Source organism: Streptomyces sp. NPDC017940 (assembly GCF_044328435.1).
In the GTDB taxonomy this organism is placed as follows: domain Bacteria; phylum Actinomycetota; class Actinomycetes; order Streptomycetales; family Streptomycetaceae; genus Streptomyces.
Genome location: NZ_JBIRHJ010000001.1, coordinates 1,373,721 through 1,391,821, shown reverse-complemented (window position 1 = coordinate 1,391,821; position 18,101 = coordinate 1,373,721). Strand labels below are relative to the sequence as shown.

Here is an 18,101-nt window from a genome sequence, read left to right as displayed (position 1 = left end):
GCGTAGCGGTCCGTGCAACCGGTGGAGATCCACGAGGAACCGGCAGGTCAGCGACGTGCGGGGAAACACGGGACTGCCGGGACCCACGGGCACCGAAATGCGTGTATCGCGCACCTCGGTACGAGGACGTCTCACACAGATGAAGGATCACGGATCGGCCGAATGATCCATAACCAGTGGATCAGTCATTCGATCAAGCGAACTGGACGCCACCCCCGGAGCGCCGCGGGGCACCCCTGGGCTTCGTCAGGCCAGGGCGACCAGGTCGGCGTAGTCCTGGCCCCACAGGTCCTCGACGCCGTCCGGAAGCAGAATGATCCGCTCCGGCTGGAGCGCCTCGACGGCTCCCTCGTCGTGGGTGACGAGGACGACGGCGCCCTTGTAGGTGCGCAGGGCGCCGAGGATCTCCTCGCGGCTCGCCGGGTCGAGGTTGTTGGTGGGCTCGTCGAGGAGCAGCACGTTGGCGGAGGAGACGACGAGCGTCGCGAGGGCGAGCCGGGTCTTCTCCCCGCCGGAGAGCACACCGGCGGGCTTGTCGACGTCGTCGCCGGAGAAGAGGAACGAGCCGAGCGTCTTGCGCACCTCGACGAGGTCGAGGTCCGGGGCGGCCGAGCGCATGTTCTCCAGGACCGTGCGGTCCGGGTCGAGCGTCTCGTGCTCCTGGGCGTAGTACCCGAGCTTGAGGCCGTGGCCCTCGATGACCTGGCCGGTGTCGGGCTTCTCGGCGCCGCCGAGGAGCCGCAGGAGGGTGGTCTTGCCCGCGCCGTTGAGGCCGAGGATGACAACGCGCGAGCCCTTGTCGATGGCGAGGTCGACGTCGGTGAAGATCTCCAGGGAGCCATACGACTTCGACAGGCCCTCGGCCATGAGCGGCGTCTTGCCGCACGGCGATGGCTCGGGGAAGCGCAGCTTGGCGACCTTGTCGGACTGGCGCACCTCCTCCAGACCGGCGAGGAGCTTGTCGGCGCGGCGCGCCATGTTCTGCGCGGCAACGGTCTTGGTGGCCTTGGCGCGCATCTTGTCGGCCTGCGAGTGCAGGGCGGCGGCCTTCTTCTCGGCGTTCTGGCGCTCGCGCTTGCGGCGCTTCTCGTCGGACTCGCGCTGCTGCTGGTAGAGCTTCCAGCCCATGTTGTAGACGTCGATCGCGGAGCGGTTGGCGTCCAGATAGAAGACCTTGTTGACGACCGTCTCGACCAGGTCGACGTCGTGGGAGATCACGATGAAGCCGCCCCGGTACGTCTTCAGGTAGTCGCGCAGCCAGACGATGGAGTCGGCGTCGAGGTGGTTCGTCGGTTCGTCGAGCAGCAGGGTGTCGGCGTCCGAGAACAGGATGCGGGCCAGCTCGATGCGGCGGCGCTGACCGCCGGAGAGCGTGTGCAGGGGCTGGCCGAGCACCCGGTCGGGGAGGTTCAGCGCGGCGGCGATGGTGGCTGCCTCGGCCTCGGCCGCGTATCCGCCCTTGGTCAGGAACTCCGTCTCCTGGCGCTCGTACTGCTTCATGGCCTTCTCGCGCGTGGAGCCCTGGCCGTTCGCGATGCGCTGTTCGTTCTCGCGCATCTTGCGGATCAGTACGTCGAGTCCGCGCGCGGACAGGATGCGGTCGCGGGCGAGCACGTCGAGGTCGCCGGTGCGCGGGTCCTGCGGGAGGTAGCCGACGTCCCCGGAGCGGCTGATCGTGCCCGCCGCCGGGGTGCCCTGGCCCGCCAGGCACTTGGTGAGCGTCGTCTTGCCCGCGCCGTTGCGGCCGACGAGGCCGATGCGGTCGCCCTTGGCGATGCGGAACGAGGCGTTCTCGATGAGGATGCGGGCGCCGGCACGCAGCTCGATACCGGAGGCGGTGATCACGGTCAGACTCCTGGACAGGGTACGGACGGCGGGAGATATGCAGGGATGCAAGGACGATGCACGATGCGATGCCGCGCGCGAGCGCGCCGCTCAGCCGTCTAATGCAGCAGGAGAATGGCCATGGGCCAATTCTAACGGTGCCGCGCAACCGCTTTTCCTGCGGCGGTCAGCGGGCCCGGTCCGCCCTCCGGTCCGCGGGCGCGCCCGGTGCGTCGTTGCCGAGGGGCGTGCGGTGCGGCGTGATCCGGCCGAGGTCGTCCACGGCGGTCAGCTGTGCCGTCCACGCCGTCGCGCGGGAGCGGCAGGGCTGGGCGATCAGGAGCGCGCCGTCGCGCCACAGGGACCGGGCGGGCTCGAAGACGCAGCCCTCGTGCGCGGGCAGCGTCCAGCGCAGGTCTCCGTCGGCCGTGCGGTAGGCGACGATGCGGTGCGGGGTGACGACGGCCAGCATGCGGCCTTCGCGGTCGAGCCGCCGCAGCACCCCCGCGCCGCCGCGCGCCCGCGCGGTGCCGAGCCAGCGGGCGGTGGCAGGAACAGCCCGGTGCCAGCGCACCCCGCCGGACGCCGTGTCGGTGACGAGACCGTCGCTCCAGAGCGCGAGGGCGTGCCCCGGGGCCGCCAGGGAGCGCAGAGCGCGCCGCCCCTCCCGCGCGTACGTCCACCGCACCCGGCCGCTGTCCGCCTCGTACGCCTCGACGGCCCCGCCCCGCGTCCGCAGCGCCGTCGGCGGGGCGGCACCGTCCACGCGCGCGTGGACGGTGAGGTGATCTCCGTAGGGTGCGGTCTGCCGCGAGTGGTGGGCGGCGGCGAGGAGCGGGAGGGCCAGCAGGGCGAGGGCGAGGACCACTCCGCTGAGCAGCCGCGGGCGGCGCGGGTCGGACCGTCGGGCTTGGGCTGTCGTCTCGGCGGGGGGTGTCTTGCTTGCGGGGGCTGTCTCGGCTGCGGGATCTGCCTCGGCTGCGGGGGCTGTCTCGGCCGCGGGAGCTGTCTCGGCCGCGGTCGCTGCCTCCGCTGCGGGCGCTGGTGGGTCTGCCCCGGCTTCGGGGGCCGCCGGATCTGATCCGGCCGGAAGGGCTGTGGGGTCCGACCCGGCTGTGCTGTTCGGTTCGGGGTGAGGCGGGAGCCGTGGTGCCGGGTGGGGGGCCGGGCGGGCCGGTGGGACGTTCGGGGGGCGGGCGGTGTGCTGGAGCGGGCCCGTGGGGGTTTGGGGGCCGGGGAGTTCCGGGGTGCCGGTGGCGTCGGCCCGGCCAGTGGTCATGGGCGCCCCTTCGCTCCCTCCGGCAGCGGCACCGGTACCCCTGGCCGCGGATCAGGCGCAGAGCGTAGCCGCGGGCGCGGCGGAGGGGCCCCGGGGCGGGCGCGACACGGCGGCGGCGGGCGGTGGCGTCCCCCGTTCGGACCTCCGTCCGGGGCCGGGCGCTGGGCGGCGTAGAAGGATGAGGTGGCCGGGCGTCCGGCGCAGGGCGGCGGAGCGTCGTCCCGCAGGTGAGGCAGCCCGCCCGCGCGCGGGGCGGCGGCTCTCGCACGGGAGGCGGAGGTGGTGCGCCGATGCAGTTCGACGACGACGCGGATCTGGACACCTCGGAGGTGCAGGATGCCCGCGGCAGCCGCATCCCCGGCGGCAAGGCGACCGTGGGCGGCGGCGTCGCGGGCCTGATCGCGCTGCTGCTCGGTCTCTTCTTCGGCGTCGGCCCCGACCAGCTGGGCCTGACCGAGGGCGGCGAGGAGCCCACCGCGCAGCCGTCCTCGCTCGCCGAGGTCCAGCGGAGCTGCCGTACCGGAAAGGACGCGAACGCCCGCGACGACTGCCGCACGGTGGCGGTCGTGAACAGCGTCCAGGACTACTGGCGGCAGGAGTTCCCGCGCCGCCAGGGCCGGTACACGGCCGCGCCGACCGTGGTCTACAGCGCCCGGGTCGGCACCGCCTGCGGCACCGCGTCGTCGGCGGTCGGCCCCTTCTACTGCCCCGGCGACCGCAAGGTCTACCTGGACCTGGGGTTCTTCGACGAGCTGCGGACCAAGTTCGGCTCCAGCGGCGGTCCCTTCGCGCAGGCGTACGTCGTGGCGCACGAGTACGGGCACCACGTACAGAACCTGATGGGCACGCTCGGCTGTTCGCAGGACGGACGGACCGGCCGGAACAGCAACGCCGTACGGGTCGAGTTGCAGGCCGACTGCTACGCGGGCGTGTGGGCGCACCACGCCACGCGCACGCCCGACGAGTCGGGCAAGCCACTGGTCACCCGGCTCACCCAGGCCGACATCCGGGACGGCATGGACGCGGCGGCCGCGGTGGGCGACGACCGGATCCAGGAGCGCTTCCAGGGCCGCGTGACCCCCGAGTCCTGGACGCACGGCTCCGCGGAACAGCGCCAGAACTGGTTCCGCCAGGGCCTTCGTACGGGCGACATGGCGCAGTGCGACACCTTCCGCTGAGCGTCGGACAACGGCCGGACCGGGCGCGGCGGGCCGTTGTCACACCCCGGTGCGAGACTTGTGGGGCAGATCACATTCGAGCGGATCGAAGGAACGCCGGGAAACGACGGACCGAAGGACCGAAGGACCGACAGACCGAAGGAACGAACGAAGGGGTGAGCGGGATGGCGGACACCGCCAGGGTGCGTCCGAGCATCTTTCCGACGCTGCTGTACGCGGACGCCATGGCCGCGATCAAGCAGCTCACGGAGGCCTTCGGCTTCACGGAGACGAGTGTGTACGAGAGCGAGGACGGCAAGGTCCTGCACGCCGAACTCGCGTACGGCAACGGCGCGGTGATGCTGGGTTCGAAGGGCCGCGGCGGCCTCTTCTCCGAGATCATGGAGGAGGCGGGCCCCTCGGCGGCGTATCTGGTCGTCGCCGACGTCGACGCCCACCACCAGCGTGCCGTGGAGCACGGCGTGGACGTCGTGATGCCCCCGACGGACCAGGACTACGGCTCCCGCGACTACATGGCGCGGGACCTGGAGGGCAACATCTGGTGCTTCGGTACGTACGCCCCGGAGACCACCGGCGGATAGGCGGGAGACAGCCGGGCCCCGGCCCGCCGGCGCCGGCGTCACACGCCGCCGGTGTGCACCTGGAACGCGGCGCGGCGCACGGCCTTGGCGAGCGCCGGGTCGGGGTGGGCCGCGGCGAGCGCCACGAGCACCTGCACGGTCCGCGGGTGACCGACCGTGCGCACCTCGTCGATGAGTGCGGGCACGGTGGGCTGCGGCGCCGAGTCCAGGTGCCGTACGAGGAGTTCGGCCTCGCCGTGGTCGGCGACGGCGGCCGCGGTGTCGACCCACAGCCAGGTGGACTCCTCGCGGGTGAGGACGAGATGGACGTCCTCGGGGTCGGTGCCCTCGTGCTCGGCGAGCCACAGCAGCGCGTAGGGCCGCAGCGGGGTCTCGTCCACGACGGCGCGCACGTCCGGTTCGGCCGGGGCGCCGACGACCCGTAGGGCCTCGAAGGCGAGTCCGCGCAGCAGGGCGTCCTCGCCGCGGGCGGCGTCGAGGAGTTCGGTGATGGCGCTGCCCGCGTCCCTGGCGGCGAGCCAGGCGCGGTATTCGGAGCGGGCGGCGTTGGGCCGCAGGCGGGCGCAGCCGCGCAGCATGTCCTCGGCGGACTGCTCGATGTGCCCGGCGGGGCTCTGCGCGGCGACGCAGATCTGCTCCAGCTTGACCCACACCGCCCAACTGCCCAGCGGGGTGAGCGTCGCCTGACCGTCGTCACAGGTCAGGGCGCCGACGGAGGCCAGGGCGTGCAGGGCCCAGTCGAGCAGGGCGGGCAGCGGGGGCGTGGCATCGAGGGGGTCCGCGCCGGGGTCGGTGCCGGGCGGGACGGTGGCATCGGTGCCGGGCGGGACGGTGGCGTCGGGCGAGCGGGGCTCGGGGACCGCCTGCGGGCCGTACGGGATCTCGCAGCGTTCGGTGCGCAGTTCGCGGACGCGCTGGTCCAGGAGGTCGAGGAGCTGGGGCACGGGCACCGGGCCCGCGGACAGCTGGAGGAAGGAGAGGAGCTGGGGGACGGCCTCGACGGTCTCCGCGACGGTGGCGGGCGGCAGTTCGGCGGGGGCCGGGTGGACGAGCGACCAGGCGTCGAACAGGGCGACCCAGCCGCGCAGCACGGCGGCGTCGTCCCGGTCCCAGGCGCGCAGCCGCCAGCCGGGGCGGGCGACGGCACCGTGCACCTCGACCAGTCCGGCCAGGCGTGCGGTGTCCCAGTCGGCGCGGAGCTGGTGGACCGTCACGTCCAGTTCGCGGGCCGCGCGTTCGGCGGCGGCGTCGGACAGCGCGCCGACCGCCCTGCCGGAGCCGTTGTCACCGCCGGTCCCGTTATCGGTGACGTTGTCACTGCCGGGCCCTTTACCGGAGGCATGGGCACCGCCGGGCCCTTTACCGGAGGCATGGGCACCGCCGGTCCCCTTCCCGGAGGCGGTCGCACCGCCGGTCCCCTTCCCGGAGGCGTTCGCACCGCCAGTCCCTTTCGCGGAGGCGTTCGCACCGCCAGTCGCTTTGCCGGAGGCGTTCTTACCCCCGGTACCTGCACCGGAGCCGTTCTCGGAACCGGTACCTGCACCGGAGCCGTTCTCGTCACCGGCACCTGCACCGGAGGCGCCCGCGACGCCGCGCAGCGGTCCTGTGCCGGGGCGCAGGGCGCGGTCGGCCCAGCGGGCGACGCGCACCGCGCCCGCCAGGCCCGCGCGTGCCATCCGGGCCAGTTCGGCGGGCGCGGGCGTGCCCTCCGGGGGCGGGGGCGCGGGCCGGCGCGAGCGGCGCTGGGTCACCGCGCCGGGGGCGCCGAGGGGGCTGCGGCTTCGGCCGCGCTCCGCCTCCGGTCGCCTTTCGGCCTTCGAGGACGGTGTGCGGACGAGGTGGAGCCGGGAGTCGCGCGGGATACGGGACGTCACGAGAGCAGTCTTCCTGTTGACGGTCCGAAAACCCAAACGGAATCCCGGCGGCGCTTGCGCGCGGGGCCGGGGCGGGGGCCGCGCACCCCCCGGCATCGGGGCATGGAAGGGCTCACACCCGCTACATCAGGGGGGTGAGGAAGCGGCGCAGGGCCTCTTCGTACCCCGCGGGGTCGGCGTTCCACATGGCGCCGTGGGGCGCATCCGGAACGGTGTGCAGGGTCACGAGGTCGGGTCGCTTCCCAGCCAGTTGACGGGACAGCGCCCAGGGGGCCACGGCATCGCCGGGGCCGTGCAGGATGAGGGTCGGCACCCGCAGGGCGCGGGGGTCGGCGGCTTCGGCGAGGCGGCCCCCGCGCAGACCGGTGCGGCCCTGCGCGGCGCGCACGGCCAGCGGCAGCAGGGGCCCCGGTGTGCGCCGGGCGGTGGCGAGGGCGCGCAGGGTGGTCTCCCAGTCGAGCACCGGCGAGTCCAGGACGAGTCCGCTGACGCGGTCGCGGAGCCCGGAGCGGGCGGCGGCGTGCAGGGCCATCGAGGCGCCGGTGGACCAGCCGTGCAGGACGACGTCGCGGGCGCCGTGGCGCACGGCGTAGCGGATGGCGGCGTCGAGGTCGCGCCACTCGGTCTCGCCGAGGTGGCCGAGGCCGTCCGGTGAGCGGGGCGCGCCCAGGTCGCCGCGGTAGCCGAGGGAGAGCACCGGGAGCTGCTGGTGGTGCAGGAAGTCCATGACGACCATCGGGTGCTCGCGCGTGGTGCCGAGGCCGTGCACGGCGATCACCCAGGTGTCGCGGGTGCCGGGCACGAACCAGGCGGGCAGCGGTCCGAGTTCGCCCGGGATGTCGACGTCGGCGTGATCGATGCCGAGCGCGGAGTGCGGGTCGCCGATGTGCACCTGGGGCGTGAGCCAGACCCGGGCGCCGGGTTCCAGGGTGCCGTGGGTGACGCGTTCGAGGCGGCGTACGACCGTGTCGGCCTCGTGCGGGGCGGCGTCCAGGACCGGGCCGACCACGGCGTGGCAGCCGTTGCCGCCCAGGCCGTAGCGGCCGGGGCGCAGGGAGGCAAGGGCCCGGGTGAGGGAGATCTGCCCCGCGGCCGTGGCGTGCACGGTGAGCCGTGGTTCGGTCGGCAGGGGCCGGCCCGCGGGTGCCTTCAGGGCGGCGTCACTGGCGTAGCGGCCGGCCGCTACGGCCAGGGCGGTGGTTCCCAGGACGGCGGTGACGGTGGTGACGGCTGCGGCGGCCGTCGCTTTGGCTGGGCGCACGGACCCAGTGTCCGTGCCGTCGGGGGGCGCTGCCAGTGGGCGTACCGCGTGCGTGCGTTCCCGTACCCCGGCGAGTGCGTTCCCGTACCCCGGCGGGCCGGTCGGGTCAGCTCCGCTGCCCGTACCCCTTCAGCTTCTCCCCGGTCTCGCGGACCTGGGCCGCGGACAGGATGTGCGGCGTGTGCCCGGGGACCGAGGTGGCCGTGAGCCACAGGCGGCACATCCACTCCAGTTGGGCGGTGCGTTCGAAGGCCTGGGCGAGGGTGTCCCCGTGGACGACCGTTCCGTGGTTCTGCAAGAGGCAGGCATTGCGGTCACGCAGGGCGTGCAGCATGTTCTCGGCCAGTTCGTCCGTGCCGTACAGCGCGTAGGGGGCGACGCGGACGGTGCCGCCGAGGGCGGCGGTCATGTAGTGGACGGCGGGGAGCTCCGGTACGAGGGTGGAGACCGCGGTGGCGTGCACGGCGTGGGTGTGGACGACGGCGCGGGCGTCCGTGGCCCGGTAGATCGCCAGGTGCATGGGCAGTTCGCTGGTCGGGGTGAGGGTGCCGAAGAGCCGTGCGCCGTCCAGGCCGACGCCGAGGACGTCGGCGGGCGTCAGCTCGTCGTAGGGGACGCCGCTCGGTGTGACGAGGACCGTGCCGGCCACTCGTACGGAGACGTTTCCCGAGGTGCCGACGACGAGGCCGTCCGCCACGGTCCTGCGGGCGGTCGCGACGAGCTCGTCCCAGGCCCGTATGACCGCCGTGCTTCCCGGGCCCGCGTCGGTGTGCCGCTGCTCAGTCATGCGGTGATCCTGCCAGAGGGCGGCACGGGCGGGCAGAGCGCGGGCGGGCCGCGGGCAGACCGCGGGCGGACCGCGTGCGGGCCGCGGGCAGACCGCGTGCGAGCCGTGCTCCGGGGCCCACGTGACGAGTGTCTCCTCAGCGATCCGGCACCCGGTCCAGGGCGTCCGCGGGCACGTCACCGAACGGGTGCGCGACCCTCGTGGAAGGGGCCCCGGAGGGCGGAATTCCGGGCCTCGACGGGCCGACGGCGCGTCCGGGGCTCGTCCGGGGCGCGTACGCGGCGTCCGGGCCGGAGCGGGCCGAGAAGACGCCGCGCGGCCACCACCAACGATGGGTCACCGCACAGCCCAACTCAGTTCACTTTCCGTTCACTCAGTTTGCCTACGTTCCACGTGCCACTGACGTCCAACAGAAGCCTGGGTAAATGGAACACATCACGCTTCTCCTCGGGATCGTGATCGTCACCGCTCTCGTGTTCGATTTCACGAACGGTTTCCACGACACAGCCAACGCGATGGCGACGACCATCTCGACCGGCGCCCTCAAGCCCAAGACGGCGGTGGCCATGTCCGCCGTGCTGAACCTCGTCGGAGCGTTCCTCTCCGTCGAAGTCGCCAAGACGATCTCCGGCGGCATCATCAACGAAGACGGTCTGAAGACCGAGGTGATATTCGCGGCCCTGGTGGGCGCGATCCTCTGGAACCTCCTGACCTGGCTGCTGGGCCTGCCCTCCAGCTCCTCGCACGCCCTGTTCGGCGGCCTCATCGGCGCCGCCGTGATGTCCATGGGCTGGTCGTCGGTCAACGGCGGCACGGTCGTCACCAAGGTGCTGCTGCCCGCCGTCGCGGCCCCGCTCGTCGCCGGCATCGCCGCGACGCTCGCGACCCGCCTGACGTACCGCATCAGCAGCCGCACCGACGAGAAGTCCACCGCCAAGGGCTACCGCGCGGGCCAGATCGCCTCCGCGGGCCTCGTCTCGCTCGCCCACGGCACGAACGACGCGCAGAAGACCATGGGCATCATCACGCTGGCCCTGATCACCGGCGGTGTGCTCAACCCGGGCGCCAACCCGCCCATGTGGGTCATCGTCTCGGCCGGTGTCGCCATCGCGCTCGGCACCTACCTGGGCGGCTGGCGCATCATCCGCACCATGGGCAAGGGCCTCACCGAGCTGGCCCCGAAGCAGGGCTTCGCGGCGCAGACGTCCGCCGCGACGGCCATCCTGGCCTCCTCGCACATCGGTTTCTCGCTCTCCACCACCCAGGTCTGCTCCGGCGCCGTGATGGGCGCGGGCCTCGGCCGCAAGGGCGGGGTGGTCCGCTGGTCCACCGCGACGCGGATGTTCGTGGCGTGGGGTCTGACGCTCCCGGCCGCCGGTCTGGTCGGCGCGGGCGCCGAGCTGCTCACCAAGCAGGGCACGTGGGGCATCGCCGCCACGGCCGCGCTGCTCGTCGGCGGCTCCGCCGTCATCTGGGTCCTGTCGCGCCGCCAGCCGGTCGACCACACGAACGTCACAGCCGACGAGATCGGCACGCCCGCCGAGCCCGCGGGCGTCGTGACCACCGCCATCGCGGCCGTCTCGCCGCCCCCGGCGGGCACCCCCCTCGCGATCGAGGACACCGCGCCGTTCTCGGCCGACGTCCCGGTGTCGCACTCGTCCGCGTCCGCCACGGCCATGGCGGACCCCGCCCGGCCCGCCACGGTCTAAGGAAGAAGCAGCATGAAGATCGACTGGGCAGCCCTCGCCTCCGTCTTCGGAGTCAGCCTCCTGGTGACCGTCGCCCTCGTGGGCCTGTTCACCCTCGGCGTCGTAGCCCTCTCCAAGCAGGAACAGGCCCGCGAGGCCCGAACCTCGGGCACGGGCACCGCCGCGCTCCCGGCGCAGGTCGGGGCGTACGCGTGCTTCGCACTGTGCGCCGCGGCGGTGGCGTACGGGATCTATCTGATCGTCGTCTGACAACGGCACACCCTGCTCCCGCGCACCGGTTGCCGGACACTCGCTCCACCCGCCACGGGGGCGGCCATCACGGCCGCCCTCGTGGCTCTTCCGCGTTCCGAGTCGCATCGCGACTCGCTCAAGCTCGATACCCTCTCACCCCCGCGAGCCGCCCTCACGGAGGCCTGACACCGGCAAGCGTACGGAGGGTCTCCCGGCGTGCCTAGCCTCGAACCGGCCCCGGCCCGCAGGCCTCGTGTGGACCTCCGCACACTCTCCCACCGCAGGTCAACAGCGAGTTGACGGGCGTCGCGGGCCGTGGTGAACTGCCGAAGCCAATTTACGGCGGCAGGAGAGGAAGCCGGTGCGAGTCCGGCGCGGTCCCGCCACTGTCACCGGGTGACCGAACACGGTCCCCGGGAGCCAGGAACTCTCACCGCCGGTCTCGTCGAACCAGGGCGCGGACACCCTGAGTGAGGACATGTCGTCATGCGCGGCCGCCCGTTGCCGGTTCCCCCTCCCCTGCCCCGACGGGTGTCGTCGACCGTACCGCCGTACGCAGCGGCGGCCTGAGCCGTGCGGGCCGATCGCGACTTCGCGTACGGCGCCGCCGCGGGCCTCCTCGGTGACCTGTTGCTCGGCGACCCGCGCCGCGGCCACCCGGTCGCCGCGTTCGGGCGCGCGGCAGCGGCCGTCGAACGCCTGCTGTGGCGCGACCACCGCGGCTGGGGCGCGCTGCACACGGTGGTGTGCGCCGGGGGCGCGGCGGGCGCCGGTGCGCTCGCTTCCTTCGCTGTACGCCGCTCCCGTGCCGCATCCGTCGGGCTGACGGCCGCCGCGACCTGGGCCGTCGTCGGTGGGACCTCGCTCGGCCGGGAGGCCCGTGCCGTCGCGGGCGCCCTGGCCGCCGGGGACATCGACGTGGCGCGGGAGCGGCTGCCGCACCTGTGCGGGCGCGACCCCGAGGCCCTGGACGCGGACGGGATCGCCCGTGCCGTCGTGGAGTCCGTCGCCGAGAACACCTCGGACGCCGTGGTGGGGGCGCTGGTGTGGGGCGCCGCCGCGGGCGTGCCGGGGCTGCTCGGGTTCCGCGCGGTCAACACCCTCGACGCCATGGTCGGGCACAAGTCGCCCAGGTACCGCCGCTACGGCTGGGCCTCCGCCCGCCTCGACGACGTCCTCGGCTGGCCGGGCGCCCGGCTCACCGGTGTGCTCGCGGTGGTCGCGGGCGGCTCCCCCGGCGCTGCGGCACGCGCCTGGCGGGACGACGCCGCAGCCCACCCGAGCCCCAACGCCGGTGTCGTCGAGGCCTCCTTCGCGGGGGCGCTCGGCGTGCGGCTCGGGGGGACGCTCTCGTACGCGGGAAGGGTCGAGCACCGGCCGGTCCTGAACGGCGGCGGGCGTCCCGTCGCCGTGACGGACATCGAGCGGGCCGTGCGCCTGTCCCGGCGGGTCTCCCTGCTCGCCCTCGGCGTCGCCGCGGCCGCCGACCTCGCCCGGGGCGCCCGCACGGCCGCCCGGGGCACACGAGTGGCCCGGCGGCACCCGGCGCCGGGAACTGCCACAGCGCTGCCGGGCCGCGGAGGTCGTACATGAGTGGAGGGCTGCTCGTCGCGGGGACCACATCCGACGCGGGCAAGAGCGTCGTGACCGCGGGCATCTGCCGGTGGCTGACGCGCGAGGGGATCTCCGTCGCGCCGTTCAAGGCGCAGAACATGTCGCTCAACTCCTTCGTCACCCGCGAGGGCGCCGAGATCGGCCGGGCGCAGGCCATGCAGGCGCAGGCGGCGCGCGTCGAGCCGTCCGCGCTGATGAACCCCGTGCTGCTCAAGCCGGGCAGCGACCGTTCGAGCCAGGTCGTGCTCATGGGCAGGCCCGTCGGCGAGATGAGCGCGCGCGGCTATCACGGCGGGCGGCAACAGGCCCTGCTCGACACCGTCGTGGGATGCCTGGAGCAGCTTCGGGGCACCTATGACGCCGTGATCTGTGAGGGCGCGGGCAGTCCCGCCGAGATCAATCTGCGGCGCACCGACATCGTGAACATGGGCATCGCGCGCGCCGCGCGCTTCCCCGTGGTGGTGGTCGGCGACATCGACCGCGGTGGCGTCTTCGCGTCCTTCTTCGGCACCGTGGCGCTGCTGGCGCCCGCCGACCAGGAACTCGTCGCCGGTTTCCTCGTGAACAAGTTCCGCGGTGACGTGTCGCTGCTCGAACCCGGCCTCGCCATGCTGCGGGGCCTGACCGGGCGGCCCACGTTCGGGGTGCTGCCCTTCCGGCACGGGCTCGGCATCGACGAGGAGGACGGCCTGCGGGTGTCGCTGCGCGGGGCGGTGCGTGAGTCCGTCGTGGCGCCGCCGCACGGCGAGGACGTGCTGCGCGTCGCGGTGTGCGCCGTACCGCTGATGTCCAACTTCACCGACGTCGACGCGCTCGCCGCCGAACCGGGCGTCGTCGTGCGCTTCGTGGACCGCGCCGATGAGCTGATCGACGCCGACCTCGTCGTCGTGCCCGGGACCCGCGGCACCGTGGGCGCCCTGCGGTGGCTGCGCGAGCGCGGCCTCGCGGACGCGCTCGCGCGCAGGGCCGCCGAGGGCCGCCCAGTCCTCGGGATCTGCGGCGGCTTCCAGGTCCTCGGCGAACACATCGAGGACGACGTGGAATCGCGCGCCGGGTCCGTCGAGGGGCTCGGGCTGCTGCCCGTACGCGTCACCTTCCGACGCGAGAAGACCCTCGCGCGCCCCGTCGGTGAGGCGCTCGGCGCACCCGTCGAGGGGTACGAGATCCACCACGGCGTCGCCGACGTCCTCGGCGGTGAGCCCTTCCTCGACGGGTGCCGGGTCGGCGCGGTGTGGGGCACGCACTGGCACGGCTCGCTGGAGAGCGACGCGTTCCGGCGCCGCTTCCTCACCGAGGTCGCCCGCGCCGCGGGCCGCCGCTTCGTGCCCGCCCCCGACACCTGCTTCGAGGCGCTGCGCGAGCAGCAGCTCGACCTGCTCGGCGACCTCGTCGAGGAGCACGCCGACACCGCGGCGCTGCTGCGTCTGATCGAGTCGGGCGCGCCCCCGGGTCTGCCCTTCGTGCCGCCGGGAGCACCGTCGGTACCGGCGGCGCGGGGGACCCCGGCATGACGGCACCGCACCCCGCCCCACGGCCTTCGGCCCCGTCCGCGAACACCGGGCGCGCCGAGCGGTCACCGCAGCACACTCAGGAGGTCACCGCGTGAGCACCCCGTACCCCTTCACCGCCCTCGTCGGCCAGGACGACCTGCGCCTCGCCCTGCTGCTCAACGCCGTGTCCCCCGCCGTCGGCGGCGTCCTGGTGCGCGGCGAGAAGGGCACCGCGAAGTCCACCGCCGTACGCGCGCTCGCGGCGCTGCTGCCCGCGGTGGACGTCGTGCCAGGATGCCGGTTCTCGTGCGCGCCCGGCGCACCCGACCCGGGGTGCCCCGACGGGCCGCACGAGGCGGGTACCGGCACGGCGCGGCCCGCGCGCATGGTGGAGCTGCCCGTGGGCGCCTCCGAGGACCGCCTGGTGGGCGCCCTGGACATCGAGCGGGCGCTCGCCGACGGCGTGAAGGCCTTCGAGCCGGGGCTGCTCGCGGACGCGCACCGCGGGATCCTGTACGTGGACGAGGTGAACCTCCTCCACGACCACCTGGTCGACCTGCTGCTCGACGCGGCTGCCATGGGCGCAAGCTACGTGGAGCGCGAGGGCGTGTCCGTGCGGCACGCGGCGCGGTTCCTGCTCGTGGGCACGATGAACCCCGAGGAGGGCGAGCTGCGGCCGCAGTTGCTCGACCGGTTCGGGCTCACCGTCGAGGTCGCCGCCTCGCGCGAGCCCGACCAGCGCGTGGAGGTGGTGCGTCGGCGGCTCGCGTACGACGACGCCCCGGAGGCGTTCGCCGCGCGCTGGGCGGAGGACGAGGCCGAGGTGCGGGAGCGTGTCGTCGCCGCCAGGGCGCTGCTGCCGAAGGTGCGGCTCGGGGACGGCGCGCTGCGGCAGATCGCGGCGACGTGCGCGGCCTTCGAGGTGGACGGCATGCGTGCCGACATCGTGATGGCGCGGACGGCGACCGCCCTGGCCGCGTGGGCGGGGCGCGAGGACGTCCTCGCCGACGACGTGCGGCAGGCGGCGCTGCTCGCGCTGCCGCACCGGCGGCGCCGCAACCCCTTCGACGCGCCGGGGCTCGACGAGGACAAGCTCGACGAGACCCTCGAGGAGTTCGGCGACGACGACCCCGGCACGCCCCCCGAGGACGACCCGGACCCGGACAGCGGCCCCGACGGCGGCCCGGACGGCGGTGGCGGGCGGCCCCCGCGGGACCCCGGCCCCGAGGGCCCCGGGAACGACGGCACCACCGAGACCCCTGAGGCCCCTGACGCTTCGGAGGCCCCCGAGTCCCCCGAGGCCCAGGACGCCACCGACCCCGCCGACTCCCCCGACGACCGGCAGCCCCGGCCCCAGCGCCCCGCCGCCCCCGAGCAGCCGCCCGTACGCGCCTCGGAGCCCTTCCGTACGAAGGTCCTGAGCGTGCCCGGGCTCGGCGAGGGCGCGGCGGGCCGGCGGTCGCGGGCCCGTACCGAGCACGGCAGGACGACGGGGGCGCGGCGGCCCCGCGGCGCCCTCACGAAGCTGCACCTGGCGGCGACCGTGCAGGCCGCCGCGCCGCACCAGCGGGCACGCGGGCGGTCAGGGCGTGGGCTCGTGGTGCGCAGGGACGATCTGCGCCAGGCGACCCGGGAGGGGCGCGAGGGCAACCTCGTGCTCTTCGTCGTGGACGCGTCCGGGTCGATGGCGGCGCGGCAGCGGATGACCGCGGTGAAGGGCGCGGTGCTCTCGCTCCTTCTCGACGCCTACCAGCGGCGGGACAAGGTGGGTCTGGTGACGTTCCGCGGGAGCGCGGCGGAGGTGGCGCTGCCGCCGACGTCGTCGGTCGACGCCGCCGCGGTGCGCCTGGAGTCGCTGCCGACGGGCGGGCGCACACCGCTGGCGACCGGTCTGCTGCGGGCGCACGACGTGCTGCGGATCGAGCGGCTGCGGGACCCCTCGCGGCGTGCCCTCGTGGTCGTGGTGACGGACGGGCGGGCCACGGGCGGCGCCGAGCCGCTGGAGCGGGCGGGGCGTGCCGCCCGGCTCTTCGCGGCGGAGGGGCACGCCTCGGTCGTCGTGGACTGCGAGTCGGGTCCTGTGCGGCTCGGGCTCGCCGCGCGGTTGGCGCGGGAGCTGGGCGGGAGCGCGGTGACCCTGGACGAACTGCGGGCGGACACGATCGCCGGGCTCGTCGAGGATGTTCGGGGCGGCACCCGGGGTGCGGCCGGTGTACACGGCGGGCAGCGTGCCCGCGGTGCGAAGAGGAGGGTCGCCTGATGCCTCAGGGACAGCCGAGTGTGGTGCCGCAGGACGGCCTGACGACGCGGCAGCGGCGCAACCGCCCGCTGGTGTTCGTGCACACGGGGATCGGCAAGGGCAAGTCGACGGCCGCGTTCGGGCTCGCGCTGCGCGCCTGGAACCAGGGCTGGCCGATCGGGGTCTTCCAGTTCGTCAAGTCGGCGAAGTGGAAGGTCGGCGAGGAGAACGCGCTGCGGGTGCTCGGCGCCAGCGAGCAGGGCGGCACCGTCGACTGGCACAAGATGGGCGAGGGCTGGTCGTGGATCCAGCGCGTCCCCGCCGAGGGCGAACCGACCAACGAGGACAAGGCCCGTGAGGGCTGGGAGCAGGTCAAGCGGGACCTCGCGGCGGAGCGGTACCGGCTCTACGTCCTCGACGAGTTCGCCTACCTCCTGCACTGGGGCTGGATCGACGTCGAGGAGGTCGTCTCGGTGCTCCGCGACCGGCCGGGCACCCAGCATGTGGTGATCACCGGGCGCAACGCCCCGGAGCAGCTGGTGGAGTTCGCCGACCTCGTCACCGACATGTCCAAGGTCAAGCACCCGATGGACGCGGGCCAGAAGGGGCAGCGGGGCATCGAGTGGTAGCACGTCTCGTCGTCGCGGCGCCGTCGTCGGGAAGCGGGAAGACGACGGTCGCGACCGGTCTGATGGCCGCCTTCGCCGCGGCCGGGCTCGCCGTGTCCCCGCACAAGGTCGGCCCCGACTACATCGATCCCGGGTACCACGCCCTGGCCACCGGGCGTCCCGGGCGGAACCTGGACGCCTTCATGTGCGGCCCCGGCCTGGTCGCGCCGCTGTTCGCACACGGCGCGCGCGGGTGCGACGTCGCCGTCGTGGAGGGCGTGATGGGCCTGTACGACGGGGCCTCCGGGCAGGGCGAGCTCGCGTCCACGGCCCATGTGGCGAAGCTGCTCCGGGCCCCCGTGGTCCTCGTCGTCGACGCGTCGTCGCAGTCGCGGTCGGTGGCGGCGCTCGTGCACGGCTTCGCCTCCTGGGACCCCGGGGTCCGGATGGGCGGGGTGATCCTGAACAAGGTGGGGTCGCAGCGCCACGAGGAGCTGCTCCGGGACGCGCTCGGCTCCTCCGGGGTGCCGGTGCTCGGCGCGCTGCGCCGGGCCCCGCAGGTGCAGGCCCCCTCCCGGCACCTGGGCCTGGTGCCGGTGGCCGAGCGGGGCGCCGCGGCCCTGGAGTCCGTGGCGGCGTCGGCCGAACAGGTGCGGCGCGGCTGCGACATGGAGGCCCTGCTCGCCCTCGCCCGGAGCGCGCCGGAGCTGCCGGGGGCGGCCTGGGACCCCCACGAGGCCGTCGCCTCCGCCACGGGGACCGCTTCCGCCGGGCTCACCTCCGCGGGAGCCGCACCCCCCGCACCCGGTGCGGCACCCGTCGTGGCCCTCGCGGGCGGCGCCGCGTTCACCTTCTCGTACGCGGAACACGCCGAGCTGCTCACCGCGGCGGGCGCCGACGTCGTGCCCTTCGACCCGCTGCACGACGAGGAGCTGCCGCCCGGCACCCGCGGCCTCGTCATCGGCGGCGGGTTCCCCGAGATGTACGCGCCGGAGCTGTCCGCCAACGAGCCGCTGCGCAAGGCCGTGGCCGACCTCGCGGCGAGCGGGCGCCCGGTGGCCGCCGAGTGCGCGGGGCTGCTGTATCTGGCGCGGGATCTCGACGGCAAGCCGATGTGCGGGGTCCTGGACGCGCGGGCCCGGATGTCGGAGCGGCTGACCCTCGGCTACCGCGAGGCCGTCGCCGTGTCGGACAGCGTGCTCGCGCCGGCGGGCACCCGGATGCGCGGGCACGAGTTCCACCGCACGGTCGTGGAGCCGGGCGCGGGGGCGGTGCCCGCCTGGGGCATGCACACCCCGGAACGGCGCGTCGAGGGGTTCGTGGCGCGGGGGGTGCACGCCAGCTATCTGCACACCCACTGGGCCGCCGAGCCGGGGGTCGCCCACCGGTTCGTGACGCGGTGCGCGGCGTGAGCGCTGCGCCGCCC

Annotated in this window: 14 protein-coding genes and 1 riboswitch; of the genes, 9 read left to right on the top strand and 5 right to left on the bottom strand. The window is 74.4% G+C overall.

The window, feature by feature from the left end:
• Positions 1-246: 246 nt before the first annotated feature.
• Positions 247-1,845 carry a ribosomal protection-like ABC-F family protein gene (gene abc-f / locus ACH4DX_RS05870; protein ID WP_398122649.1) on the bottom strand — a complete coding sequence of 533 codons (1,599 nt, stop codon included), beginning with the start codon at positions 1,843-1,845 and terminating at the stop codon, positions 247-249.
• 166 nt (positions 1,846-2,011) lie between these two features.
• Positions 2,012-2,692 carry a PQQ-binding-like beta-propeller repeat protein gene (locus tag ACH4DX_RS05865; protein WP_398154113.1) on the bottom strand — a complete coding sequence of 227 codons (681 nt, stop codon included), beginning with the start codon at positions 2,690-2,692 and terminating at the stop codon, positions 2,012-2,014.
• 701 nt (positions 2,693-3,393) lie between these two features.
• Here ACH4DX_RS05865 and ACH4DX_RS05860 point away from each other — a divergent pair.
• The gene (locus ACH4DX_RS05860) at positions 3,394-4,281 is read left to right on the top strand and encodes a neutral zinc metallopeptidase (RefSeq protein ID WP_398154112.1); all 888 of its coding nucleotides are present in this window, start codon (positions 3,394-3,396) and stop codon (positions 4,279-4,281) included.
• A 164-nt stretch (positions 4,282-4,445) separates the two neighbouring features.
• On the top strand, positions 4,446-4,862 hold the full coding sequence (locus tag ACH4DX_RS05855) for a VOC family protein (protein ID WP_398154111.1): 417 nt from the start codon (positions 4,446-4,448) through the stop codon (positions 4,860-4,862).
• Positions 4,863-4,900: 38 nt separating this feature from the next.
• Here ACH4DX_RS05855 and ACH4DX_RS05850 read toward each other — a convergent pair whose 3' ends face one another.
• The 3 genes from ACH4DX_RS05850 to ACH4DX_RS05840 all read right to left on the bottom strand — a co-directional run bounded on the left by ACH4DX_RS05850 (position 4,901) and on the right by ACH4DX_RS05840 (position 8,784).
• On the bottom strand, positions 4,901-6,538 hold the full coding sequence (locus ACH4DX_RS05850) for a hypothetical protein (protein WP_398154189.1): 1,638 nt from the start codon (positions 6,536-6,538) through the stop codon (positions 4,901-4,903).
• Positions 6,539-6,857: 319 nt separating this feature from the next.
• The gene (locus ACH4DX_RS05845; RefSeq protein ID WP_398154110.1) at positions 6,858-7,997 is read right to left on the bottom strand and encodes an alpha/beta hydrolase family protein; all 1,140 of its coding nucleotides are present in this window, start codon (positions 7,995-7,997) and stop codon (positions 6,858-6,860) included.
• 106 nt (positions 7,998-8,103) lie between these two features.
• Positions 8,104-8,784, bottom strand: coding sequence for a class II aldolase/adducin family protein (locus ACH4DX_RS05840; RefSeq protein ID WP_398154109.1), 681 nt, complete (start codon positions 8,782-8,784; stop codon positions 8,104-8,106).
• Positions 8,785-9,209: 425 nt separating this feature from the next.
• Here ACH4DX_RS05840 and ACH4DX_RS05835 point away from each other — a divergent pair, with 425 nt between their 5' ends.
• From ACH4DX_RS05835 to ACH4DX_RS05805, 7 genes are all read left to right on the top strand, one after another.
• On the top strand, positions 9,210-10,493 hold the full coding sequence (locus ACH4DX_RS05835; RefSeq protein WP_398154108.1) for an anion permease: 1,284 nt from the start codon (positions 9,210-9,212) through the stop codon (positions 10,491-10,493).
• A 12-nt stretch (positions 10,494-10,505) separates the two neighbouring features.
• Complete coding sequence (locus tag ACH4DX_RS05830; protein WP_398154107.1) at positions 10,506-10,742, top strand: hypothetical protein; 237 nt, start codon at positions 10,506-10,508, stop codon at positions 10,740-10,742.
• Positions 10,743-11,037: 295 nt separating this feature from the next.
• Positions 11,038-11,171: riboswitch (cobalamin riboswitch) on the top strand.
• A gap of 126 nt (positions 11,172-11,297) precedes the next feature.
• Positions 11,298-12,317 (top strand): cobalamin biosynthesis protein, encoded by a 1,020-nt coding sequence (locus ACH4DX_RS05825; RefSeq protein ID WP_398122657.1) that lies wholly within the window; start codon positions 11,298-11,300, stop codon positions 12,315-12,317.
• Positions 12,314-13,849 (top strand): cobyric acid synthase, encoded by a 1,536-nt coding sequence (locus ACH4DX_RS05820; RefSeq protein ID WP_398154106.1) that lies wholly within the window; start codon positions 12,314-12,316, stop codon positions 13,847-13,849. The genes ACH4DX_RS05825 and ACH4DX_RS05820 overlap by 4 nt, the downstream gene beginning before the upstream one ends.
• Positions 13,850-13,940: 91 nt before the next feature.
• Positions 13,941-16,088, top strand: coding sequence for a putative cobaltochelatase (locus ACH4DX_RS05815; RefSeq protein ID WP_398122659.1), 2,148 nt, complete (start codon positions 13,941-13,943; stop codon positions 16,086-16,088).
• Positions 16,088-16,696, top strand: a complete 609-nt coding sequence (cobO, locus tag ACH4DX_RS05810) for a cob(I)yrinic acid a,c-diamide adenosyltransferase (protein WP_398154105.1) — start codon at positions 16,088-16,090, stop codon at positions 16,694-16,696. Before ACH4DX_RS05815 ends, cobO begins: the two co-directional genes overlap by 1 nt.
• Positions 16,690-18,087, top strand: coding sequence for a cobyrinate a,c-diamide synthase (locus tag ACH4DX_RS05805; RefSeq protein WP_398154104.1), 1,398 nt, complete (start codon positions 16,690-16,692; stop codon positions 18,085-18,087). The genes cobO and ACH4DX_RS05805 overlap by 7 nt, the downstream gene beginning before the upstream one ends.
• Positions 18,088-18,101: the final 14 nt, after the last annotated feature.